Below are 21,818 nucleotides of genomic sequence, written 5' to 3' on the forward strand. Positions count from 1 at the left end.
CAGCTATTTTTGTAGCAATGATGGTTCGCTAGCTAAAATTTAGGAAGGAGGAAAGAGGGACAGTAAAGAGGTAAATCCAGAACACAAATATGGAGCAAGATTAAGCTCTGGAATTTCTAGGCGATTAATGTAAAAGTTATTGCTGGAACTTCCGGATAAAAAACCCAAAATTTAACAACGGAGGAAACAAAGTATGAAGAAGATTACAGTTAGCATTTTATCAGTATTGATGATGCTTTCCATGGTATTCTCCTCAAGCGTTTTCGCAGCCAATGAACAACCATCGGCTTGGGAATCGTTTATAGGACTTTTCGGCGCACAAACATCAGACGTATCAGATGTAGGCGTTGAATACCGTGGACACGTACAGAACAAAGGTGACTTTCCATTGGATGGTACTTGGATTCAAGGACCTGACCAATTAGGAACAGTAGGCGAAGGCCTGAGATTGGAAGCATTCTGGATTAAATTAGCAGAAGATGCTCCAGCCGGACTTCACATTAAATACCAGGTACACGTTCAAAACAAAGGCTGGATGGGCTTTGTAAATGACGGTGCAATGGCAGGAACTGAAGGCGAAGGCCTGAGAATCGAAGCGATTCAGATTTCATTAGTGGATGACGAAGGCAATATCGCTCAAGGTTACTCAGTAGAGTACCGCGGTCATGTTCAAAACGTTGGCGATACCGAATGGTATACTGATGGCGCTCAGTTAGGAACCACTGGTTCTGGCTTACGATTAGAAGCTCTTGAGATTAAAATCGTACAGACTAAAGCTGATTTAACTGCTTATAACGCAGCAGTAGCAGCAGCTGCAGCTCTGACAGAAGCTGATTACACCGCTGAAAGCTGGGCAGCTCTTCAAACAGCATTAACAGATAATGTTGTAACTGAAGATAATACTCAGGCTGAAGTTGATGCAGCGACAGCGGCTATTCAAGCTGCGATTGATGGGCTTGTAGAAGCTAGAAATATTACTAGCTTCACAGCTACAACTACAAAAACATTTGCTGTAGAATTCAATAAGGCAGTTGACTCAGCAACCTTCTCTTTGGTCAAAGGTACTTCTACAAACATTTCAATTTCTTCAGTAACTTGGAATGATGATGCTACCATTGCTACTCTTACTATAGCATCAAAAATTGGAGAGGGTACTTATACCGTGAGTGTTGCAGGTATTGAAGAAGAAGATTTAACGGCATCAGTTGAAACAGAAACAGAAGCTGTAGCAAAAATTGAAATACCATCAGATTATGCAGCCTTTGATGCCGCTGGTAATAATCTGTTGACATCGTATAAAGTGTACAATCAATACGATGAAGATATTACTACAAAAGTTTCTGCAAGTGATTTAACAGCGAATGCTTCAAGTGGTGCAGGCGCAGTTACGTTAACACCAGCAACTGGTGCAGCATCTATTGCTAAAGGCACTTTAACAAGCGGTGATACTACAAAACTAACAATCGTTCATGCTGATACAGGCGTTGTAGGAAGCAAAACACTTACAGCATCTGATCAAGCCGGTGTATCCGAAATTTCACTTGGCGAATTGTACAACGAAGAAGGTTTAGCTCTATCTCAGGATAACCAAGGTGAACCATTCTATATTGTTGTGAGTGCAACTGATCAATATGGTAACACAATGACTGAAACAGATTTAGATGGATTTGTTTCAGCTGGAAGCTTAGTAGTAACATCAACAGACACTACAGTTTTAGCTGTTCAAACAGGTGCTAGTACGTTCGATACAGTTGAAATTGATGGTGTAGATACTACTGTTTTAGCATTAGATACTACATCTATGACTGAAGGTACAACGACTATTCGTGCAATTTCATTGTACAATGGCGCAATGGCAACTTCAACTCAGACTGTTGCAGCTGCACAAAAAGTTGATACAATCGTGTTGGAAGCACCAGCTCTAGCGGTTGTAAATGAAGATACAGTAATCCCATTTGAAGCTTATGATCAAAACGGTGACGCTGTTACAAGTACAACATTGCTAAATGCTATGACAAGAAATGTAGTGCTGTCTTCTGATTTAACTGGTGGTACTAAGACTTTATACTTCAAGAAAAATGCAGCAACAGGCGTTACAGAGTGTATTCTTCACTTAACCGGTGTTGCTGACACTAATAATGATGGTGGCAAAGCGACGATAAGTATTCTTACTGAAACATATAACACTACAACACTTTCAGTAAATATTGAAGAAGCTGCAGTACCAACTACGATCGCTGGAACTACGGATCTTGATCTTAATACAGTTCCAACTAACTCAGTTGCTATTTCAACAGACAATCTTGTCTTTGTTGATCAATTTGAACGAGTAATGGATAATGACGATATTGATATGGATGCCACACCTACAACAACAGGTGAGTATTCAGTCAAAATTGATGTGGATGATACTGCTATAGCAACTATTGGTGGTGGAGCAACTGATGAATTAACTTCTTCAGCACCTGTTACATTTGCCGGTGTTGCCAAAGGTTCAACAGAAGTAACATTTACAATCCAGACATGGGATGCTACTTTAACCATACCAGCAGTAGTTGATGTAACAGACAGTGAATATGCAACTATAGTAAGAATTGCACAGCAGTCTGAATTTGCTTCTTACGAACTAGGAACAGTCGAAACAATTTATGACGTTTCAAATTCTTCACTAGCTTCCGGTACTACGCCATATCAAGAAGATGTAAAAGTATACGGTGTAATGTCAAATGGAACGAAAGTTTTATTGCCAACTTCTGAATATAACGTAAATGTTACTGGTCAGACTTTAACTGATACGGATAATTCAAATAGTGTTGGTTTAAGTGTTGCTCCAAATGGTGCAACTGCTTCGACTATTACTTATGCGGATACGACCGTAACAGAAGCAAGCGCAAACTTGATTGTAACAATTAATAATACAGGGGATGTTCTGACACAGACATTAACTATTTCTAAAGTTGCTCCTACTGTAGCAAGTATTGTATTCAAGAGTCCAGTAGTAAGTGGTGGTTATGATTTAACTACACCTTGGACTTTTGGAACTACAGAGATTGAGGCTACTTTAGATGGTGCTGAGTCAGAAGATAGTTATGGCGAAGTATTAGATTTCACTAGTACTGGTGTAGCTACATTTGCTGATGGTAGTACAGCAGCATTGTACTATACTCTTTCTAATATTGTTGATGCCGATGATTCTTCTGTTTTGACAATCACAGGAAACGGTACGGATACTATTTCAGTTGGTAATATTGCAGCTGGTGATAGCTTTACGACTACAGTATCAAGCGTTGGTGGAGCTTCTGCTTCATTTGGAGTAACAGCTCAATAATAGACATACGGTGCCTGTCACTTAACTTATTCAACTTAACTTATTGAGTTGGCGGTTGAGAAACAGAGAAATAAAACAGAGAGACGATTCGGGTTCTACGGGACTCGGGTCGTCTTTTCTTTTTTGTGTGGCACTTTGTATTTAAGCGCTTACCGTCAAACTTGCTGGTGTCATAAAAACCAGCTTTTTTCTTTTCCCGGATACGAAAGCTATCACCTTTGATATTGATGGTTGTGGAGTGATGTAGTAGACGATCCAGGATGGCTGTGGCAACGACGTTGTTCCCGAATACCTCACCCCAGCTACCGTAGGTATTGATTTACAATTAAAAATGACCAGCAATTCACGTTCAAAAATGACCACCTAAACCAGTTCTTTCATTGGCTGTAAGAAACGGTGATAAAATGCTCATATAAAACGGTTGAAAATTCCTCAAAATAAGCGTACGCTCCTTTTTAAAAGGAGGTATGATAAATGATTGAAAGAGAGGGATTTTTTATGATCAAGGATCTGAAAAGTAAAGGATTGTCAACGACACAGATTGCAGAAATCTGTGATCTGGACAGAAAAACAGTCAGTAAGTGGGTAAAAGCACAGGATATTCCTACTTATAAACCGAGACCATTGGTAAAAAGTAAGTTGGATGATTATAAAGATTATATCCGTTCACGAATGAATGAAGGCTGCCTGAATGCGACTGTAATATTTGATGAAATTGTATTGATGGGATACACGGGAAAAATGACCATCCTCCGGGTGTTTATGAAAAACTATCGGGAACCCTGTCAAACCCGGGCAACCCGACGTTTTGAAACGCCACCCGGGAAACAGGCCCAGGTGGATTGGGGCGAGTTTGTCGCTTTGGATGATGAAGGCAGAAAAATCAAATATCACGCATTTGTTATGATCATGGGCCATTCCAGAAAAACGTATCTGGAATTCACCGAGAATGAGAAAATGGAGACACTGATCGGCTGTCATGAACGTGCCTTTCAGTATTTTGGGGGTCTTCCCGAAACGATTTTATATGACAATATGAAGACGGTTGTGAAGCACAGCCATGAAACAGGCGAAAACAAATGGAACCAGCAATTCCTTAGTTTCTGCCGACACCATGATTTTACGCCGGTGAGATGCCGACCCTACAATCCCCGCTGTAAAGGCAAGGTTGAGAATGGTGTTAAATATATCAGACGGAATTTCTGGCCACGGATTCGTGCCATCACAAGTCTGGCTGATCTTAATCAACAGGCCCTGCTCTGGCTCGATACCATCTGTAACGAAAGGCTTCATAAAACAACCCATGAAAAGCCCAATGAAGCATTTAAGCGCGAACAGCTCAGCCTGATCAATCCGATTCCTTTTATAGAAAAAATGCTGCATACACGCAAAGTCATGAATGACTGTTTCATTACTTTTGAAACAAATCTGTATTCGGTACCATTTATCTATGTTGGCGTGCGGGTTGGGGTAAAGGACCTTCATAATGGGTACATCGAAATCTATGCTCCCAATGGTGACTGGATTGAACGGTTTGAAAAACCCCTGGGGAAATATCAGACAAACGGTGCCTGTCACTTAACTTATTCAACTTAACTTATTGAGTTGGCGGTTGAGAAACAGAGAAATAAAACAGAGAGACGATTCGGGTTCTTCGGGACTTGGGTCGTCTTTTCTTTTTTGAAGTGGCTGGAAAATCTGGAGGGTAAGCGTCAATTGTAAGGAGTCAAACGGAGTCAAACGGTGCCTGTGAAACCTCCGAAAAACGAAGTCACCTGTAAATCTATACAATAACACGAATAAATATGCTCACTCTAATGTCACAACAAACTTTATTGATCAACTAACCCAGAATAGCAACTAAAATAGTCAATAACGGGTATAAAGAAATCATATAAAACGTTGATACAAGGGGGTTTCAGTCCATGTTGAAGAAAAACAGACCGCAATTAGATAAGAACAAACGGTGCCTGTGAAACCTCCGAAAAACGAAACGATTTTAGAAAAAGTGAAATGGCAAAGAATCGTTTCTGAATTCCCCATAATCATCGGTGTCCCCCATCTTAAATACATATTATTACTTTGAGGGTTTTCGGTTGTGTCAGAAAATTTAAATAGCCAAAATCATTGCAAAATTATAACTCTTGAGTTATAATAAGAACATAACAGAAAGGTTAATAAGCAAAATGTATAAGATAAACTTTTACACTGATCAAAGTGGGAATGTTCCTGTACGAGATTATTTGGATGAGCTTGCAAGTAAAAATGACAAGGACAGCCGAATAAAATTTAATAAAATACAAGACTATATTCAAATGCTGAGTGAAAATGGAACAAGGGCTGGTGAACCCTATGTTAAACATTTAGAAGGGGATCTTTGGGAATTAAGACCGTTAAGAGACCGTATTTTATTTATTGGTTGGGATGGAAATCGTTTTATTCTACTTCACCATTTCATGAAAAAGACACAAAAAACACCAAAACGTGAGATTGAACATGCGAAACGGTGTATGAACGATTTTATTGAAAGGAGTAAATAGACATGAGCAACAAAAAAATAAGCCCAATGGGTGAAAGTTGGGAAGACTATCGAAAAAGAACATTCACCCCGGAAGAAATAATGGAATCTGATTTGAGAGTAGCATTAATAAGCGAATTAATTCGTGCCAGAAATGATCAGGGAATCACACAAAAGCAATTGGAAGAAGCAAGTGGCGTTAAACAACCAGTCATTGCCCGAATGGAAAAAGGAACTACTGATCCTCAGTTAATGACTATCTTGAAAATACTAAGACCACTTGGAAAAACCCTGGCCATTGTGCCAATTGAAGAAAAATCCCCCCGGAATATTCGTTTTAAAACATTTAAAAAAGGTAGTGCATTTAAACAAAAACCTTTAGTTTAACGGTGCCTGTCACTTTAGTAACGGTGCCAGATGTACGGATGTACGGTGCCTGTCACTTAACTTATTCAACTTAACTTATTGAGTTGGTGGTTGAGAAACAGAGAAATAAACAGAGAGACGATTCGGGTTCTACGGGACTCGGGTTGTCTTTTCTTTTTTGTGTGGCACTTTGTATTTAAGCGCTAAATGTAACGGTGCCTGTGAAACCTCCGAAAAACGCAGGCACCTGTAAATCTATACAATAACACGAATAAATATGCTCGCTCTAATCTCACAACAAACTTTATTGATCAACTCCCCCAGAATAGCAACTAAAATGTGTAAGTGATTCAAAAGATGGCGTAGTGAAAAACCGATCCAATTAGTGTAAACTAACCTGAAAAGAGGTTCAGGAGGTTTAGATATAATGGACGAGTCAAAAAGACAGCTATGGGAAGAGCGTTTCGAAGAACAGTCAAACAGTAAAATGACCATTGTGAGTATTCCGCTGATTTACCGCCACCCCGTAATATCCACAGTCCTGGCAGGATTTAGGGAGTTTTGTCGGGACTGTCGCGACTGTCGGCATTTCAGAGAGAAAAAAGATGGGAATCTAGTTGGAATTTTTGTCCAATTCAAATTTAATAGCATTTTAAAGTGAGATCGATTATAATGAAGACAATAGCAAAGAAGGTGAACGAATGAAAGTGACTGAGAAAAAAGTACAGAATCCCCATGATAAGTTTTTTAAGGATACATTTTCAAATCCGTTAGTGGTCAGAGATTTTGTTGAGAATTATCTGCCGTAACCGATTTTAAAACTGGTTGATTTGAACGAACTGGAGATTCAGAATGGCAGCCACGTGGATGAAGAACTCAGTGAGGTCTTTTCAGATATGTTGTTCAGGACAAAAATCAATCAGCGGGATGGCTATCTCTATTTTCTGTTTGAACACAAGAGTTATCCGGATCGAATGGTTGCCTTACAGTTACTGACTTACATGGTTCGTATCTGGAATCAGAAGGTCAACAAGGAAAACCATACGCATATTCCGGTGATTGTCCCAATGGTGATTTGTCATGGGGAAAAGAAATGGAAAATAAGTCCCATGTTCAGTGATCTGATCCTGAATTTTGACTCGTTGCCGGAAGAAGTCAAACAAATGATACCGAATTACCGCTACCAGCTCTATGATTTATCACAGTTTTCGGATGAAGATATCAAGGGGAAGGCAGAACTGATGATTGCATTGTCCGTTGCCAGAGATATTTTCAAAAAAAGCGGTGAGGAATTTCTTGAAACGATTTTTAAGGCTGCCAGAGCTTTAGCAGAACTGGAAGAAAAGGAAACAGGTCTTCAGTATTTTGAAACCTGTATGCGCTACATTCTGACATCCGGCCCAAGGCTTTCAAGGGAGCAATTGAATACCGTGATTAAGCAATTGGAAGTAACCTACAAGAAAGGGAGTGAAGTAACCATGACATTGGCTGAAGTTTTAAGAGAAGAAGGTTTTGAAGAAGGTATTGAAAAAGGTATTGAAAAAGGAAAAAGTGAAATGGCTATTGGTTTTGCAATCAACCGACTGACCAAAAAATTTGGGATCATGTCTTCAGAGTATCGGGAGAAAATCAATACCCTTGATCTGAACTCTCTGGAAATGTTGAATTACCAGATTGATGATTTCACCAGTCTTGATGATGTGCGAAAATATCTGGCACTCTGATTGGATAAACGGATAAACGGTGCCAGAACAAACGGTGCCTGTCAATCAGGTCCGGCACTCGGTCGCCCACCGAAAAACGCAGTGATTGATAAAAAACAGGAATACGTTGATATTTGTGAACGAGTCGAAGTCGAACGAAAATTCAGTCTTGCCAAACTCAAATGTGGTCTGGGTCTGATCTGGACACGTTTGCCTGATACAGGCCTCAGTACCATTGCACTGTCGATTGTTGTTTTGAACCTGAGAAAGGTTCTTTATGCCCATTTTCAGTTTTTTATGCCGGAATTGAATGGGAATAGATATTATCAAAAATTTGTAATTATTCAGTAGGCATTACATAGAAAGCTTGTTTTCCTAAACTAAGTTTATTCGTTGTTGCATTTCGAAAATACTTAATAGAGTTTTGAAAAAGGGGATCTTGTTTTGAATTTATTAAAAAAAATAAAACCATTAAAACCATATTTGATTATAATTATTCTTATCATTTACATTGAAGTTATTGGTAATGGAAAGCTTACAGCTTCTGAAAATCAATTATTTTTTTATGAAGGGATCATTAGAGCAATTGAAGGTGCATCAGTCGGTGTTTTCTTGTATATATTAAATTTAAATGATCTAAAATTGACTTTTAAAATTAATGTACATTGTTTAATTATTGCATTACTTTTAACTTTAACCCATTATTATCCTTATTCTTCATTTCCAATACCAGGTTTATTATATTACTCACCAGTTATATTGTATGTTTTTCCGGTACTAATAGGATACTATTTATCAAAAGGATTAATTTCAATAAAAAACAATAGCGATGTGAGTAATTAAATGCTATAACTCAACTACAGTTGTGTTATAGCATTATCATCATGTGATAATTGATTAGGTTATCTTCTGTTTTTATTTAGAGTAACGGTGCCGGTCACTTAACTTATTCAACTTAACTTATTGAGTTGGCGGTTGAGAAACAGAGAAATAAAACAGAGAGACGATTCGGGTTCTTCGGGACTCGGGTCGTCTTTTGGGTCCTATTAAAATATCATATACAACTACGGCACAAGCATCAATTTTATAGTATTTTAAAGGTGAATCGGTTATAATATGAAATATATAAGTAGGTGAACGAATGAACGATAATGATAAAAATAATGAACAATTTGAACCGGATGAAAAATTATTAACACCTCATGACAGGTTTTTCAAGTCCACTTTCTCTAATCTTGAAGTGACAGTCGATTTCCTTCAGAATTATTTGCCTGAACCGATTTTGAAGCTGGTGGATCTGGAGACATTGGAAATTCAGAAAGATAGTTTTATTGATGAGAAGCTCAAAGAGTTTTCTTCAGATATGTTATTTAAAACAACCATTAATCATCGAGAAGGTTATCTGTACTTCCTTTTTGAACACAAGAGTTATTCAGATAGAATGGTTGCTCTCCAGCTATTCATTTACATTGCACGAATCTGGGATCAGAAAGTTAATAAAGAAAATGACACTCACATTCCAGTGGTGATTCCAATGGTGATCTATCATGGAAAATCGCAATGGCGAATTGGGCCGATGCTCAGTGATCTGATTTTAGACTATGACACACTACCAGAAGAAATCAGACAAATGACACCGGATTTTCGCTATCAGCTCTATGATTTATCCCAGTTTTCAGATGGAGACATCAAAGGTAAGGTTAAACTGGCGATTGCATTATCACTTTTCAGAGATATGCCTAGAAAAAGTGGGCTGGAATTTATGGATACCATTCTCAATGCCGCCAGAGCGCTGCGGGATTTGGAGAAGGAAGAAAAGGGAACTGAGTATTTTAAAATATGCATGAACTATATTGTGAAAGCAGAATCAGGAATTTCCATAGATCAACTTGACTTTGTCATTGAACAATTAGAAGATACTTACAAAGAGGGGAGTGAAGTTACGATGACTTTAGCTGAATCGTTACGAGAACAAGGACGAAAAGAAGTGCGAGATATTGAGAGATATGAAGCAAAAAAAGAGAGCTTATTTGATTTGGCAATTGAGCGTTTAGCAATGAAATTTGGAGTTCTTCCGACTGAGTGTCAAGAAAAGATCGCTACATTGGATCTTAAGATGTTGCAGATATTCAATATCAATATTGAGAACTTTAAAAATATTGAAGACGCTAAGAGGTTTCTTGGTATCTAATCTAACGGTGCCTCAAACGGTGCCTGACGACATACGCGACATACGCGACATACGACATACGGTGCCTACGCGACATACGGTGACATACGGTTAAGACAGGAAGAACTACTTGCAGACTGGATGCTGGCAATGAATAGTGAGCTACCATATAAAATTGATCCATTAAAATAGGAGGTCGAATGATGTATTTAGCAGTTATCAATGTAGAACCTTTAAAGGACTATAAGTTACTATTAACTTTTGAAAATGGTGAAAAGAGACGTCGATGTCAGTCCATATTTGGATAAGGGCATTTTTCAAGAATTGAAGGATGAGGAGAAATTCAAGACTATACGCGTTAGTTTTGACAGCATTGAATGGTGCAATCAAGCGGATCTTGACCCTGAGTTTTTATTCGAAAAGAGTGAAGCTTGCTAAAAAAAATCAGCAAGAATAGATATACGGTGTAGAAACAGAGAAAAGAGACGATTCGGGTTCCCTTCGGGACTCGGGTCGTCTTTTCTTTTTTGAAGTGGCTGGAAAATATGGAGGAATCTGTCTGGAAAAGATTTGGCAGGTGGCTCCGGTTTGCAGCTTTTGTCAGTTTCCAATCGGTTGCACCAGTTTCTCTCTATCCAAACTCACTGAAGAATTTGTATTCTCCAATCAGTCCATCTATCAATTTTGATAGCATTTTAAAGGTGAATCGGTTATAATTATATCAATATCTAAGAAGGTGAACGAATGAAAAAGACTAAGACAAAAGCTCAGAATCCCCATGACAAGTTTTTCAAAGATACATTCTCGAATCCCTTAGTGACCAGAGATTTCATTGAAAACTACCTGCCAGAATCGATTTTAAAAATGGTTGATTTGAGTGAATTGGAAATTCAGAATGGTAGCCACGTTGATGAAGAACTTAGTGAATTATTCTCAGATATGTTGTTCAGGACAAAAATTAATCAGCGTGACGGTGTAAATTTTCACATTATTTCGGACTGGTTTAATCACAATAAAACGGATCGAAATGTTCGAAAGACTGTGAAAATAATGGCGGGTTAAAAAGTGTGTTTCAGTTTTTTAATCACATAATCACGCTTTATTTCTCCAGAAAAAAAGGGAAATAACGCCGTCAGGCGTTAAATCCCAGCATCCGCAGAAGCGGCAAAAACAATCTCTTCATCAATAAGATCTGTTTGTTTTTGAAAGGCAAGAATCAGACACTGGGTAACCAGATTACCGACTAATCGCGGATAACCACCAGTGGATGATGAAATGGCTTCATAAGCATTCTCGTTGATCAGATTCCGTGAAACACCGGCATGCTTAAACCGGTGTTTGATATAATCCCGAACCTCATCCGGTGTAAGCGGCGAGAAATGAAACCGGGTCACCAGCCGCTGATCAAGCGACCGGTTCTGGTTTAAGGCCAGTCGGTTGGCCAGCGTCGGTAAACCGGTGAGAATCAGAATAAAAGGATTACGTTTATCCATGTCAAAGTTAAAAATGATGCTCAGATCGTGAAAAAACTGGGCTGAAGCCGACTGCATCTCATCCAGGATAAAGACCGGCGTGATGCGGCGTTTATCATAAAGATCCGTAATGGCGTTCTGAATCTGAAAAAACAGCTCCACTTTTCGAAATTTTGGCTGTTCCCCAAGCGAAAACGCCAGACCCCGGTAAAAATCCATGGTTGTCCCGGAAGACATCGGGAAATACATGACCTTATATAACGACGGATTCAAACTGTCGGCAAAGACCCGCAGGGTCGATGTTTTACCAACCCCGGGGTCCCCAGTAATCAGACCAAAACCGCGGGTGGTTTTGAGATAATCCAGTCGGGCTAAAACTTCCTTGTAAGCTTCAGATTGAAAGAGCATCGATGAATCAATGCCCTTGTCAAAGGGCGCCTGCTGGAACCCGAAAAATGATTTATACATGAGGAACACCGCCTAACGCGCTGTAGCTGATAGCATTGTTATTGCGTTTGGCAATGGCGTTGTCCGTCATGATGACTTTTTTGCAGGTAAGAATCCGGACACTGTTTTCATAAATATAGATTTCATCCGGATATTCATTGGGATAACGGATATCCACGCTCTTACCAATAAACATCGGCGACGCTTCGAAAAGGGCGTTGTGCAGCGAAATGGTGGCATCCGACTTGACCTTTCTGGTCACCCGGATCAGAAAGGCTTCATCAATAATTCGGGGATCAGAGAAATGCTTAATCCGGTCACTCCCCCGCATATAAAAGACCATCGGCGCTTCATTGAGACTCGAATGAACCTTATGATGATAATCCCGAGCCAGCCAGGCCTCAAAGCGTTGGTTGAGGACCTCCAGATCCATCAAGTCAGCATCCGTCAAAAGTGGATAGAAACGGCTGCGGACGGTTTTGAAAAAGCGCTCGATTTTGCCCTTGCTTTTGGGATCATAAGGCTTGGTGTTGACCAAGGCAATACCCAGGGTGGCACAGGAAGTATTCAGTTGGTGGGAACGGAAAATCTTGCCATTATCCGCATAAAGCATGGTGGGCTTACCACAGGTAAGTAAAGCCGATTTAAGGACATGAAGGAGATCTTCATTCTTCTCAGCCAGCATGAACTGAGCCCCGGTAATCCGCCGGGAAGCATCATCGATAAAAGCGATCAGATAGGTTTTGCGTTTTTTACCGTTAAGAGTCAGATACGGGCCATGGGAAACATCGGTCTGCCATAGGGTGTTGATATCAATATGGGCAAACCGGCGGCGGTCAGATGTATCCGCCTGGGATGGCTTTAACAGTTGATGTTTTTTGAGCAGCCGATACACCGTCGAATAGGAACAGTCAGAGCTGGTGAAGTGGCCTTCATGAATGAGCCACTCATGGAACAACTTCACTGATAAATGGATGTTTTCCGTTCGCAGCGTAAGGAGTAGTCTGGCCGATTCTGCCGGTAACGCCCGGGACGAACCCTTGTCCGTCCGAACCTTGGGCTTAAGCGCATCAAAACCATGGCGCCGGTACAAACGGTGCCATTCCAGCAGGGTTTTACGGTTGTAGGTGCGGATGCCATAATGCGGGACATCATGGGTTTTGGCACTGACCTCATCCAGATAAGCCGTGTGGTTCGTGATGGTATCCGTAAGTAACGGCGCAATCAGGCCATAGCGAAATAAAGCAATCAATTCTTTGTCTTTTTCAGTCATTGTAAAAACCTCCGATTTTAATGAGTTGAGGTTTTAAGGATCCATAAAACCAGATAATCAGAGAATAACGGATCAATCGATAAAAGGCAAAGCAAAAGCTCTGTGGGACAAATAGTTCTTCAAAAAAATAGGGAAGGATGGTACAATTAAAGTGCCATAAATCCTATCTTAAAATGATCGTGATATCTTTTGCCGAAGATGTGGGGCTTCCCCACCGAGTAGACCATTTCAAGAAGCTTTATGGCTTTTTTATGCCCAAAATCAGGAAAGACGATTAAAGGATCATGACAGATGCGAAAATACTCAATCAGCCGGTTCAGACAAAAAAGGAAACGCCGGGTGATAAAGTGCCGATGCTGATGCGCTAAAGCGCAGGCTGAAGGAATCCTGTTTAAAAAGGCCCAAAGCAGTTCCAGCAGAAATGGAAGGGCCAGCTGAAACCCGGGATGGCAAAAAGAAGGCAGAATACTCACTGTCTTGCCGCAATGAATACAGTAATGGCGTTGGACCGGAATGGCGAAGACATCCTCATACCAGATCACATGCCGGTGATAGATACCATGAAGATGAAGCCGCCTGCACGAATGACAATGAGGACAGCTGTCGATGCGAACTTTTTCAGCGGTGTAGAATTCGTTGATATAATCCAGCGGGTGGTCAGAAAAGTGTTCCAGATAAACCATGGTTTGTGCTTCCTTAAAGTGACTAATGATTAATCATTATACCATAATTGAAAAGCCGGGTTTAGCTGGAATAATTTGATTAAATCAGGACTTTTGGGACTCCTATAATTTGCTAATTAACAACGGTTATCTGTATTTTCTGTTTGAACACAAGAGTTACCCCGACAGAATGGTGGCATTGCAATTGCTGACGTATATGGTACGCATCTGGAATCGAAACGTAAATAAGAAACTTGATACACATATTCCGATGATTATCCCAATGGTGCTTTGTCATGGGGAGACGAAATGGAAAATCAATCCCATGTTCAGTGATCTGATCCTGGATTTTGACATCTTACCAAAAGAAGTCAAACAAATGATCCCCGATTACCGCTACCTGCTCTATGATTTATCCCAGTTTTCGGATGAAGATATCAAAGGAAATGCAGAACTGATGATTGCATTGTCAGTTGCCAGGGATATTTTCAAAAAAAGCGGTGAAGAATTTCTGGAAACGATTTTTAAAGCAGCCGAAGCTTTAGCAGAGCTGGATGAAAAGGAAACGGGTCTTGAGTATTTTGAAACCTGTATGCGCTATATTCTGACGTCCGGGCCGAAGCTTACAAAGGAGCAATTTAATACTGTTATTAGAGAATTGGTATTAACCTACAAGGAAGGAAGTGAAGTAACCATGACATTGGCCGAAGTTTTAAGAGAAGAAGGCTTTGAAGAAGGGATTGAAAAAGGCAAAAAAGATAGTCTGAGTGATTTAGCAATCAATCGATTATCAAAAAAATTTGGAATTATGCCTGCTGAATACCAGAGAAAAATTGCTGAGCTGGATCTGAAGATGATGGAACTATTGAATTATGAAATCGACAATTTCTCAATCATTGAAGATGTCAAGAAGTTTCTGGCACTCTGATTAACAAACTGTGCCTGTCACTTAACTTATTGAGTTGGCGGTTGAGAAACAGAGAAATAAAACAGAGAGACGATTCGGGTTCTACGGGACTCGGGTCGTCTTTTCTTTTTTGTGTGGTACCTTGTATTTAAGCGCTTACAATCAGATGGTGAGATTCTTTTGGATTAATTGGATTGATCTTGCAAAAAGAGATACCGGTGCTATACTGAAAGTAGGAAAAGTAGGGTTTAAGGAGGTAGCATAATGGATCTTGCAAAAGTAATGTCTAAAGGTCAAGTGACCATTCCCATCAATATTCGGAAGAAACTGAATCTGAAGGAAGGTGACAAAAGTGGTCTTCATCGAGAAAGATGGCTACATGGTGATTGCCAACTCAGCAATGCTTGCTCTCGAACAAGTGCAAAATGCCTTTGACGGTGAAGCGGAACGATTAGATTTGAAATCTGAAGAAGACGTTGTGAATCTGGTGAAGGAAGTCCGGAAAGAACGGTTTGAGGAAAAGAAGGAAAAGAAGCAATGAGAATCATGCTGGACACTAATGTTTTGATTTCTTCAATTATTTTCAAAAGTAAGATCATGAATGACTTGATTGCAGCGATTCTTAAAGATCATCGTCTCGTTCTATCTTCCTTCGTGATTGAAGAACTAAAAGGTGTGGTTGAGAGAAAATGCGAAGGAAGATCCGCTGACCTGGATCATTTTCTAACCGTTCTTCCCTATGAATATGTCTACACTCCTGACGAAATGGATGAAAATCTCTTTGAAATTCGGGATGAAATGGACTATCCAGTGCTCTATTGAGCCGTAGTCGAAGATGTGGACATTCTCATCACCGGCGATAAAGACTTTGCAGACATTGACATTGAGAAACCGGAAATATTGACACCCAATGAATTTGTTGGGAAATATGTTCATGTGAACGTGCATTGATGATGAGGGGAATAGTCAAACTTCCCCTTTTTCAATTGATCAAATGAATAGTGAAACAGATGCAAGTTGGTTGTTCTTCTGATCTGAAATCATTTCCAAAATTTTTCTCCCATATTTGAGTCAAACGGTGCCAGTGAAACCTCCGAAAAAAGGCCATAAAAAAACACGAGTTCATAAATTGTGAATGAATATTCGCAGATTCAAAACCTAATATTCAATTAGTGAGTTCATTTTATAAATTGGCTCGGAAAATTCTGCGAAATAGGCATAAACAGACACTTTTGTTGCTGCCTATTTCGTCAGATTCTCACACTTTTTATTTGCGTAATAACAAAGAAACCATCCTTGCAATATTGCAGGCTAGATTGGCCATGGTAATATGAATTTTTGCCCCACGAAGTCTGACATATCGGCACCGTTGCAAACCGTGATTTCTGACCATTGTAGCAAAACGTCTTTCGATTTTGTAACAATTATGACTGCAGTGCCAGTTGATCTGATGATGAGTGCCACCCAATCCGGATGATGGTGCCACTGGTTCCGGGCTAGGATTTAAAATCATTCCAGCTTTCCCCATAATCAACGGTCCCTGAATCAAACCATCACTTCAAATACCGTATTACTTTGTGGGTTTTGTCAGAAAATTAAAACAGTTAAATCATTGCAATAATATAACTTAAGAGTTATAATAGAAACATATTTGAAAGGTAATTAACGAGTATGTACAAAATAGTAAAGAGCCAGTGTTACAGTATTTAGAAAAATTAGCAAGCAAAAATGACAAGGATAGCCGGATTAAACTAAACAAAATTAGAGATTACATGAAGATACTCGGAGAACATGGCACAAGAGTTGGTGAGCCTTATGTCAAACACATAGAGGGTGAAATTTGGGAATTAAGACCGTTAAGAGATCGGATCTTATTTGTTGGATGGGATGGCAACCGTTTTATTCTTCTACATTATTTCATGAAGAAGACACAGAAAACACCTAAAAGAGGAATTGAACAAGCGAAACGGTATATGAAAGATTTTGTTGAAAGGAGCATTGAAAATGAGTAAGACAAAAGTAAGTCCCATTGGATCAAGCTGGGATGAGTTTGAGAAAAAAACATTCACCCCGGAAGAAATAATGGAATCTGATTTGAGAGTAGCATTAATAAGCGAACTAATCCGTGCTAGAAATGATCAGGGAATCACCCAAAAGCAGTTGGAAGAAGCAAGTGGTGTTAAGCAACCCGTCATTGCCCGAATGGAAAAAGGTACAACTGATCCCCAATTGATGACTATTTTAAAAATACTAAGACCACTTGGCAAGACCTTGGCCATTGTGCCAATTGAAGAAAAACAACCCCGAAACATTCATTTGAGAACATTTAAAAAAGGCAGCACATTCAGGCAAAAGCCCATGAGATAAATTGATCCATTAAAATAGGAGGTCGAATGATGTATTTAGCAGTTATCAATGTAGAACCTTTAAAGGACTATAAGTTACTATTAACTTTTGAAAATGGTGAAAAGAGACGTCGATGTCAGTCCATATTTGGATAAGGGTATTTTTCAAGAATTGAAGGATGAGGAGAAATTCAAGACTGTACGCATTAGTTTTGACAGCATTGAATGGTGCAATCAAGCGGATCTTGACCCTGAGTTTTTATTCGAAAAGAGTAAAGCTTGCTAAAAAAATCAGCAGGAATAGATATACGGTGTAGAAACAGAGTACCGAGACGATTCGGGTTCTTCGGGACCCGGATCGTCTTTTTTATTTTTTGAAGTGGCTGAAACCGACAATTTCAAAGATGATTCAGTCACAAGTCTTGTTGTAGATGAAATGACTTAATCGTTAAGATCTGTGTTATTTATTTCAACCTTTAATTGCAAACGCTTCCAGATTTTGGTAGAATATTACTAAAGTGAGGGGTGATTATTTGGGCAGAAAGCCAATGTTGGAGTATAGCGGCGGGGTCTATCATTTGATCCAGCGAGGAAATAACCGGGAATTTATTTTTAACCGCAATGAGGATAAGGAATATTTTCTGGAACTGATCCGCGAGGTTCAGATCATCATGGGGTTTGAGTGCTACGGTTTTGTCATCATGGGCAATCACTATCACTTGATTTTTAAACGACATGAGGTTTCAATCAGAGATATTATGCACCGGATCAACTCACATTTCAGCCGTTACTATAATCAGAAAAACAAACGCACTGGTCATGTTTTTGAAAATCGTTACAAAGGCTACCCTGTCAGTGATGATCGCTACCTGCTGTCACTACTTCGATACGTTCATCAAAATCCGGTGGCTGCAAAAATTTGCGGTCGGGTTTGTGACTATCGCTGGAGCAGCGATCAATACTATCGAAAAAACAATGATCTTAGTCTGGTGAACATCAATTTTGTACTGGGTATTTTTTGCGAAGAGCGCAGCAAAGCGATTCCGGCCTATTGTGAATTTATGGATGCTGACAAACTGGAAATTCCGGTTGATTTTGAAGTACTTCCCAGAAATGAACCAGATAAAAAAACGGCTGAAGCGAACCCTCTGATTAAATCAGTCAATGATCGGGAGGATCATAAAAGCCAGTTAAGTCTGGAGAGGCTCTTAAAGGATGTTGCCGGTGATGAAGAAATATATCAGGCCATCAAATCAGGTTCCCGAAAACGGGTTCTAAGTGTTTTTAAAAAGAATTTTATTAAGCTGGCGATTAAAGAAAACTACACCATGCGAGAAATCGGAGATTTCATTTCGGTGAGTGAAGTGGCAGTCTATAAAATGTCAATAAAAGATTAAAGGGCGGTCAGGAGGCGTTATGGCATCAATTGTAAACAGTTTTGCGATTTCAGGGGTAGAGGCGTATCTCGTCGATGTTGAGGTTAAAACAATTACCGGCCAGCCGCTGATTGCCATTGTTGGTTTGGGTGATACCGCGATCAAAGAAGCCCGAGAGAGAGTTGAAGCGGCCATTAATGACAGTAAATATAAGTTTCCCCAGAAGAAGGTGGTTATCAACCTGGCTCCAAGTGATCTTAAAAAAAGCGGATCACATTTTGATTTAGCGATCGCTATCGGCATTCTGATTGAAACCGGTCAGCTGGTGCGGGTAAAAAAAGAGAAGTTCGGGATCATCGGCGAACTGTCATTAAATTCCCGGCTGCGCGCCTGCTCAGGAATCTTACCAATGGTGATTGCCGCCCGGAATGCCGGTGTTAAAAACATCATTGTTCCCCTGGATAATATCCAAGAGGCATCTCTGGTTACGGGAATACAGGTTTTTGGTTTTGATGCGCTAAAGGACGTGGTTGATTTTTTAGAAGATAAAAAAGTCTATCAGCCGAATAAAAAAAATAGCATCGCCGCCGCCCAGGATGACATCGATGGCATCGATTTTTGTGATGTTCAGGGACAGGATGGGTTGATTGAATATATTGTTGTGGCCGCTGCCGGTGGACATAATCTACTGATGATTGGATCGCCTGGCTGCGGGAAGTCGATGATTGCTAAGCGGATACCGACCATTTTACCGAGTATGACTGAAGCAGAAGCCCTGGAAGTGACAAAAATTTATAGCGTTGCGGGTATTTTAAAAGAAAAGAGCGGCTTGATAAAAAAACGGCCGTTTCGATCGCCCCATCACAATGCGTCAACCAACTCACTGATTGGCGGTGGTAAGGATGCCACTCCGGGTGAAATTTCTTTGGCTCACAATGGCGTGTTGTTTTTGGATGAAATCGCCGAGTTTGGTAAAAATACCCTGGAATCGCTAAGACAACCGATGGAGGATCAGCGGGTGACCATCTCGCGGGTCAAGTATACGAATACCTACCCGGCCAGCTTCATGTTGGTGGCTGCTATGAACCCTTGTTCCTGTGGTTATTATGGCACTGAACGCTGCAAGTGCACGGATTATGAAGTGATGAAATATCGTCAGAAAATTTCCGGGCCGATCATGGATCGGATGGATATTCAAAAATACGTGCGACCAGTTGATTTTATCGATTTGTCCAATGATTATCGGGGCGCTACCTCTGAAAGTCTGAGACAGCGGGTTGAAGCTGCTCGAAAAATACAACAGCAGCGATTTGCTAAAATGAAAGGGATCAATTGTAACGCCCAGATGGGCAATCAGCTGATTAAAGAACACTGTATTCTGGAAGATGACGGGAAGAAGCTGTTGATGATGGCTTATGAACGGTATCAGTACAGTGCCAGAGCTTATCACAAGTATCTCAAGGTGGCTAGAACCTTTGCCGATATGGATGGATCAGTAAAAATTCGCAAAAAGGATGTTGCATTGGCGATAATGGCCAGAGATTTAGAAAAGGATCGGGCCGGGTTGACGGTTCTGTAAGGTGAAAAATGGAATACTGGATCTGGCTAACCGAACTAAAGGGCATCGGCCCCATCACCCAGAAAAAATTACTGGTCTATTTTAAAACGCCCGCTCGCATTTATGCGGCAGCTGAAGAAGAACTGCGATCCGTTCCAGGAATTGGTTCTTCTCTGGCGCAATCAGTTTGTCAAGCCCATTCATTGGATGGGGCTTTTTCAGTTATGGATGAGTTAGCAAAGAAAAAAATGAAGGTGCTTGTATATGATGATCCCTTATATCCGGAACTGGCAAAAGCGTGGCCGGAAGCACCAATCGTTCTTTATTATAGGGGTACGATTCGAAATAATAGCATTGGAGTTGGGATTGTTGGCTCCAGACGCTGCTCGCTTTATGGCAAGCAGGTGGCAATAGAAGCGGCTGACTACCTGGCGCATCAGAGTATCCCGGTAATCAGTGGCCTGGCTAAAGGCATTGATGGTTATGCCCACACCGCTTGCCTGAAGGCGGGCGGTTACACGATGGCATTTTTAGGAAATGGCCTGGATGTTTTTTACCCCAAAGAACATCGGGAGTTGCAGGCAGCGATTAGTGAAAATGGAGCGGTGATTTCTAAATATCTGCCTGGCACAACACCAAGGCCGGAAAATTTTCTCCAGAGAAATGGGTTGATCAGCAGCTGGAGTCAGAAACTGCTGGTGGTGGAAGCGGGGCGAAACAGCGGTGCCTTGAGCACCGCTTCGTTCGCTAAAGCACTGAATCGGGTTATCCTGGCACCGCCGCATGAAATTTATTGCGTGAGTGGCCAGGGAACGAATCAATTGCTTGAGAATGGTGCGATGTTGTATCTGAGACCAGAGCAACTAAACTTGCAGGATCAAATGGAGAAGCCGGTTTTGACCCGAACCGATAAAACGAGTGGACAAGTCGCAAATGCTACGGTCAATCATTCACAGAATCTGACGGAGAGAAAACTAACGCCTGATGAATCTAAGATCCATGCACTTTTGATCAACTCAGAAAAAACCATCCAACAGCTTGAAGCACTGACGGGAATCAATCAGGTGTTGCTGATTGAGCAGCTGGCGATCATGGAGCTGGAGGGATTAGTGGCATTATCCAGTAATGGGAGCTATTGTTTAATCAATTGATTTAAGGGGAGCGAAGATACTAAAAGAGTATGAATCAAGAGCTGCTGAGCCTTATATCAAACACAGTGCCAATTGAAGAAAAACCCCCGAAACGTTCATTTTCAACCAGTGTAGCCAAAAAGATTGATTTGATTTTAAACGAAATTCAGAAAATCTCGACGGAATTGACCGTTTCGGTTATTGATTATGAGCACTGAGGCGCTTAATATCTTGCCAACGGTGTCTGTGAAACCTCCGAAAAACGAAGGTACTTGTAAATCTATACAATAACACGAATAAATAGGCTAGTTCTAATCTCACAACAAACTGTATAGATTATCTCCCCCAGAATAGCAACTAAAACAGCCAATAACGGGTATGAAAAAATCGTATAAAACGTTGATGCAAGGGGGTTGCAGACCATGTTAAAGAAAAACAGACCACAATTAGATATGTTTGATCATATCATATTTGAGAAGTTGGTACCCAAGGATCACCTGCTGAAAAAAATGATTCAATCATCTTGTTATACCCGTCTGCAGAAAATGTGAGAATCTGACGAA

General features: G+C 40.4%; 24 protein-coding genes and 1 pseudogene. 20 read left to right on the plus strand and 5 right to left on the minus strand.

All coding sequences use genetic code 11. The features are described 5' to 3' along the window. Positions 1-193 precede the first annotated feature (193 nt). Positions 194-3,328, plus strand: a complete 3,135-nt coding sequence (locus ACIZ62_RS04205) for a hypothetical protein (protein ID WP_414151284.1) — start codon at positions 194-196, stop codon at positions 3,326-3,328. A 178-nt stretch (positions 3,329-3,506) separates the two neighbouring features. Here ACIZ62_RS04205 and ACIZ62_RS04210 read toward each other — a convergent pair. Then, positions 3,507-3,638, minus strand: a pseudogene (locus tag ACIZ62_RS04210) (ATP-binding protein); the annotation flags it as partial. Between the two features lie 164 nt (positions 3,639-3,802). Here ACIZ62_RS04210 and istA point away from each other — a divergent pair. From istA to ACIZ62_RS04260, 10 genes are all read left to right on the plus strand, one after another. After that, positions 3,803-4,924 (plus strand): IS21 family transposase, encoded by a 1,122-nt coding sequence (istA, locus tag ACIZ62_RS04215; protein ID WP_414151285.1) that lies wholly within the window; start codon positions 3,803-3,805, stop codon positions 4,922-4,924. Positions 4,925-5,514: 590 nt separating this feature from the next. After that, on the plus strand, positions 5,515-5,868 hold the full coding sequence (locus ACIZ62_RS04220) for a type II toxin-antitoxin system RelE/ParE family toxin (RefSeq protein WP_414151286.1): 354 nt from the start codon (positions 5,515-5,517) through the stop codon (positions 5,866-5,868). A 2-nt stretch (positions 5,869-5,870) separates the two neighbouring features. Further along, on the plus strand, positions 5,871-6,233 hold the full coding sequence (locus ACIZ62_RS04225) for a helix-turn-helix domain-containing protein (protein ID WP_414151287.1): 363 nt from the start codon (positions 5,871-5,873) through the stop codon (positions 6,231-6,233). A gap of 406 nt (positions 6,234-6,639) precedes the next feature. Then, positions 6,640-6,873 (plus strand): hypothetical protein, encoded by a 234-nt coding sequence (locus ACIZ62_RS04230; protein ID WP_111887801.1) that lies wholly within the window; start codon positions 6,640-6,642, stop codon positions 6,871-6,873. Between the two features lie 40 nt (positions 6,874-6,913). Continuing rightward, positions 6,914-7,021 (plus strand): Rpn family recombination-promoting nuclease/putative transposase, encoded by a 108-nt coding sequence (locus tag ACIZ62_RS04235; RefSeq protein WP_414151288.1) that lies wholly within the window; start codon positions 6,914-6,916, stop codon positions 7,019-7,021. 12 nt (positions 7,022-7,033) lie between these two features. Continuing rightward, positions 7,034-7,936: an Rpn family recombination-promoting nuclease/putative transposase gene (locus tag ACIZ62_RS04240; RefSeq protein ID WP_414151836.1), complete on the plus strand. Its 903-nt coding sequence runs from the start codon at positions 7,034-7,036 to the stop codon at positions 7,934-7,936. After that, a complete protein-coding gene (locus ACIZ62_RS04245; protein ID WP_414151289.1) occupies positions 7,937-8,266 on the plus strand; it encodes a transposase in 330 nt (109 codons plus the stop codon). It abuts the gene before it with no gap. Between the two features lie 93 nt (positions 8,267-8,359). Continuing rightward, a complete protein-coding gene (locus ACIZ62_RS04250; protein WP_414151290.1) occupies positions 8,360-8,758 on the plus strand; it encodes a hypothetical protein in 399 nt (132 codons plus the stop codon). A gap of 298 nt (positions 8,759-9,056) precedes the next feature. Then, the gene (locus ACIZ62_RS04255; RefSeq protein ID WP_414151291.1) at positions 9,057-10,106 is read left to right on the plus strand and encodes an Rpn family recombination-promoting nuclease/putative transposase; all 1,050 of its coding nucleotides are present in this window, start codon (positions 9,057-9,059) and stop codon (positions 10,104-10,106) included. 723 nt (positions 10,107-10,829) lie between these two features. Further along, positions 10,830-11,147, plus strand: a complete 318-nt coding sequence (locus ACIZ62_RS04260; protein WP_414151292.1) for an Rpn family recombination-promoting nuclease/putative transposase — start codon at positions 10,830-10,832, stop codon at positions 11,145-11,147. 77 nt (positions 11,148-11,224) lie between these two features. Here the strand turns inward: ACIZ62_RS04260 and ACIZ62_RS04265 are convergent, their stop codons facing one another. The 3 genes from ACIZ62_RS04265 to ACIZ62_RS04275 all read right to left on the minus strand — a co-directional run bounded on the left by ACIZ62_RS04265 (position 11,225) and on the right by ACIZ62_RS04275 (position 13,960). After that, on the minus strand, positions 11,225-12,025 hold the full coding sequence (locus tag ACIZ62_RS04265) for an ExeA family protein (protein WP_414151293.1): 801 nt from the start codon (positions 12,023-12,025) through the stop codon (positions 11,225-11,227). Continuing rightward, complete coding sequence (locus tag ACIZ62_RS04270; protein ID WP_414150292.1) at positions 12,018-13,277, minus strand: DDE-type integrase/transposase/recombinase; 1,260 nt, start codon at positions 13,275-13,277, stop codon at positions 12,018-12,020. Before ACIZ62_RS04270 ends, ACIZ62_RS04265 begins: the two co-directional genes overlap by 8 nt. Positions 13,278-13,423: 146 nt before the next feature. Next, positions 13,424-13,960, minus strand: coding sequence for a transposase (locus ACIZ62_RS04275; RefSeq protein ID WP_414150291.1), 537 nt, complete (start codon positions 13,958-13,960; stop codon positions 13,424-13,426). A 109-nt stretch (positions 13,961-14,069) separates the two neighbouring features. Here ACIZ62_RS04275 and ACIZ62_RS04280 point away from each other — a divergent pair, with 109 nt between their 5' ends. The 4 genes from ACIZ62_RS04280 (at position 14,070) to ACIZ62_RS04295 (ending at position 15,668) form a co-directional block, all read left to right on the plus strand. Then, a complete protein-coding gene (locus tag ACIZ62_RS04280) occupies positions 14,070-14,867 on the plus strand; it encodes an Rpn family recombination-promoting nuclease/putative transposase (RefSeq protein WP_414151294.1) in 798 nt (265 codons plus the stop codon). 243 nt (positions 14,868-15,110) lie between these two features. Next, positions 15,111-15,281 carry an AbrB/MazE/SpoVT family DNA-binding domain-containing protein gene (locus tag ACIZ62_RS04285; protein ID WP_371414198.1) on the plus strand — a complete coding sequence of 57 codons (171 nt, stop codon included), beginning with the start codon at positions 15,111-15,113 and terminating at the stop codon, positions 15,279-15,281. Then, on the plus strand, positions 15,199-15,387 hold the full coding sequence (locus ACIZ62_RS04290; RefSeq protein ID WP_371414224.1) for a hypothetical protein: 189 nt from the start codon (positions 15,199-15,201) through the stop codon (positions 15,385-15,387). The genes ACIZ62_RS04285 and ACIZ62_RS04290 overlap by 83 nt, the downstream gene beginning before the upstream one ends. Then, positions 15,384-15,668 carry a PIN domain-containing protein gene (locus ACIZ62_RS04295; protein WP_242988636.1) on the plus strand — a complete coding sequence of 95 codons (285 nt, stop codon included), beginning with the start codon at positions 15,384-15,386 and terminating at the stop codon, positions 15,666-15,668. Before ACIZ62_RS04290 ends, ACIZ62_RS04295 begins: the two co-directional genes overlap by 4 nt. A 445-nt stretch (positions 15,669-16,113) precedes the next feature. Here ACIZ62_RS04295 and ACIZ62_RS04300 read toward each other — a convergent pair whose 3' ends face one another. After that, the gene (locus ACIZ62_RS04300) at positions 16,114-16,359 is read right to left on the minus strand and encodes a transposase (protein WP_256372209.1); all 246 of its coding nucleotides are present in this window, start codon (positions 16,357-16,359) and stop codon (positions 16,114-16,116) included. 181 nt (positions 16,360-16,540) lie between these two features. Here ACIZ62_RS04300 and ACIZ62_RS04305 point away from each other — a divergent pair, with 181 nt between their 5' ends. From ACIZ62_RS04305 to dprA, 5 genes are all read left to right on the plus strand, one after another. After that, positions 16,541-16,858, plus strand: a complete 318-nt coding sequence (locus tag ACIZ62_RS04305; RefSeq protein ID WP_204355490.1) for a type II toxin-antitoxin system RelE/ParE family toxin — start codon at positions 16,541-16,543, stop codon at positions 16,856-16,858. Beyond that, positions 16,851-17,213, plus strand: coding sequence for a helix-turn-helix domain-containing protein (locus ACIZ62_RS04310; protein WP_414151295.1), 363 nt, complete (start codon positions 16,851-16,853; stop codon positions 17,211-17,213). The genes ACIZ62_RS04305 and ACIZ62_RS04310 overlap by 8 nt, the downstream gene beginning before the upstream one ends. Before the next feature lie 526 nt (positions 17,214-17,739). Beyond that, a complete protein-coding gene (locus ACIZ62_RS04315; RefSeq protein WP_414151296.1) occupies positions 17,740-18,588 on the plus strand; it encodes a transposase in 849 nt (282 codons plus the stop codon). Between the two features lie 19 nt (positions 18,589-18,607). Next, positions 18,608-20,146 (plus strand): YifB family Mg chelatase-like AAA ATPase, encoded by a 1,539-nt coding sequence (locus ACIZ62_RS04320; protein ID WP_414151297.1) that lies wholly within the window; start codon positions 18,608-18,610, stop codon positions 20,144-20,146. 8 nt (positions 20,147-20,154) lie between these two features. Continuing rightward, positions 20,155-21,276 (plus strand): DNA-processing protein DprA, encoded by a 1,122-nt coding sequence (gene dprA, locus ACIZ62_RS04325; protein ID WP_414151298.1) that lies wholly within the window; start codon positions 20,155-20,157, stop codon positions 21,274-21,276. The last annotated feature ends 542 nt before the right edge of the window (positions 21,277-21,818 follow it).

The sequence above is a fragment of the Acetobacterium carbinolicum genome (genome assembly GCF_047456275.1).
Taxonomy (GTDB): Bacteria; Bacillota; Clostridia; order Eubacteriales; family Eubacteriaceae; genus Acetobacterium; species Acetobacterium carbinolicum.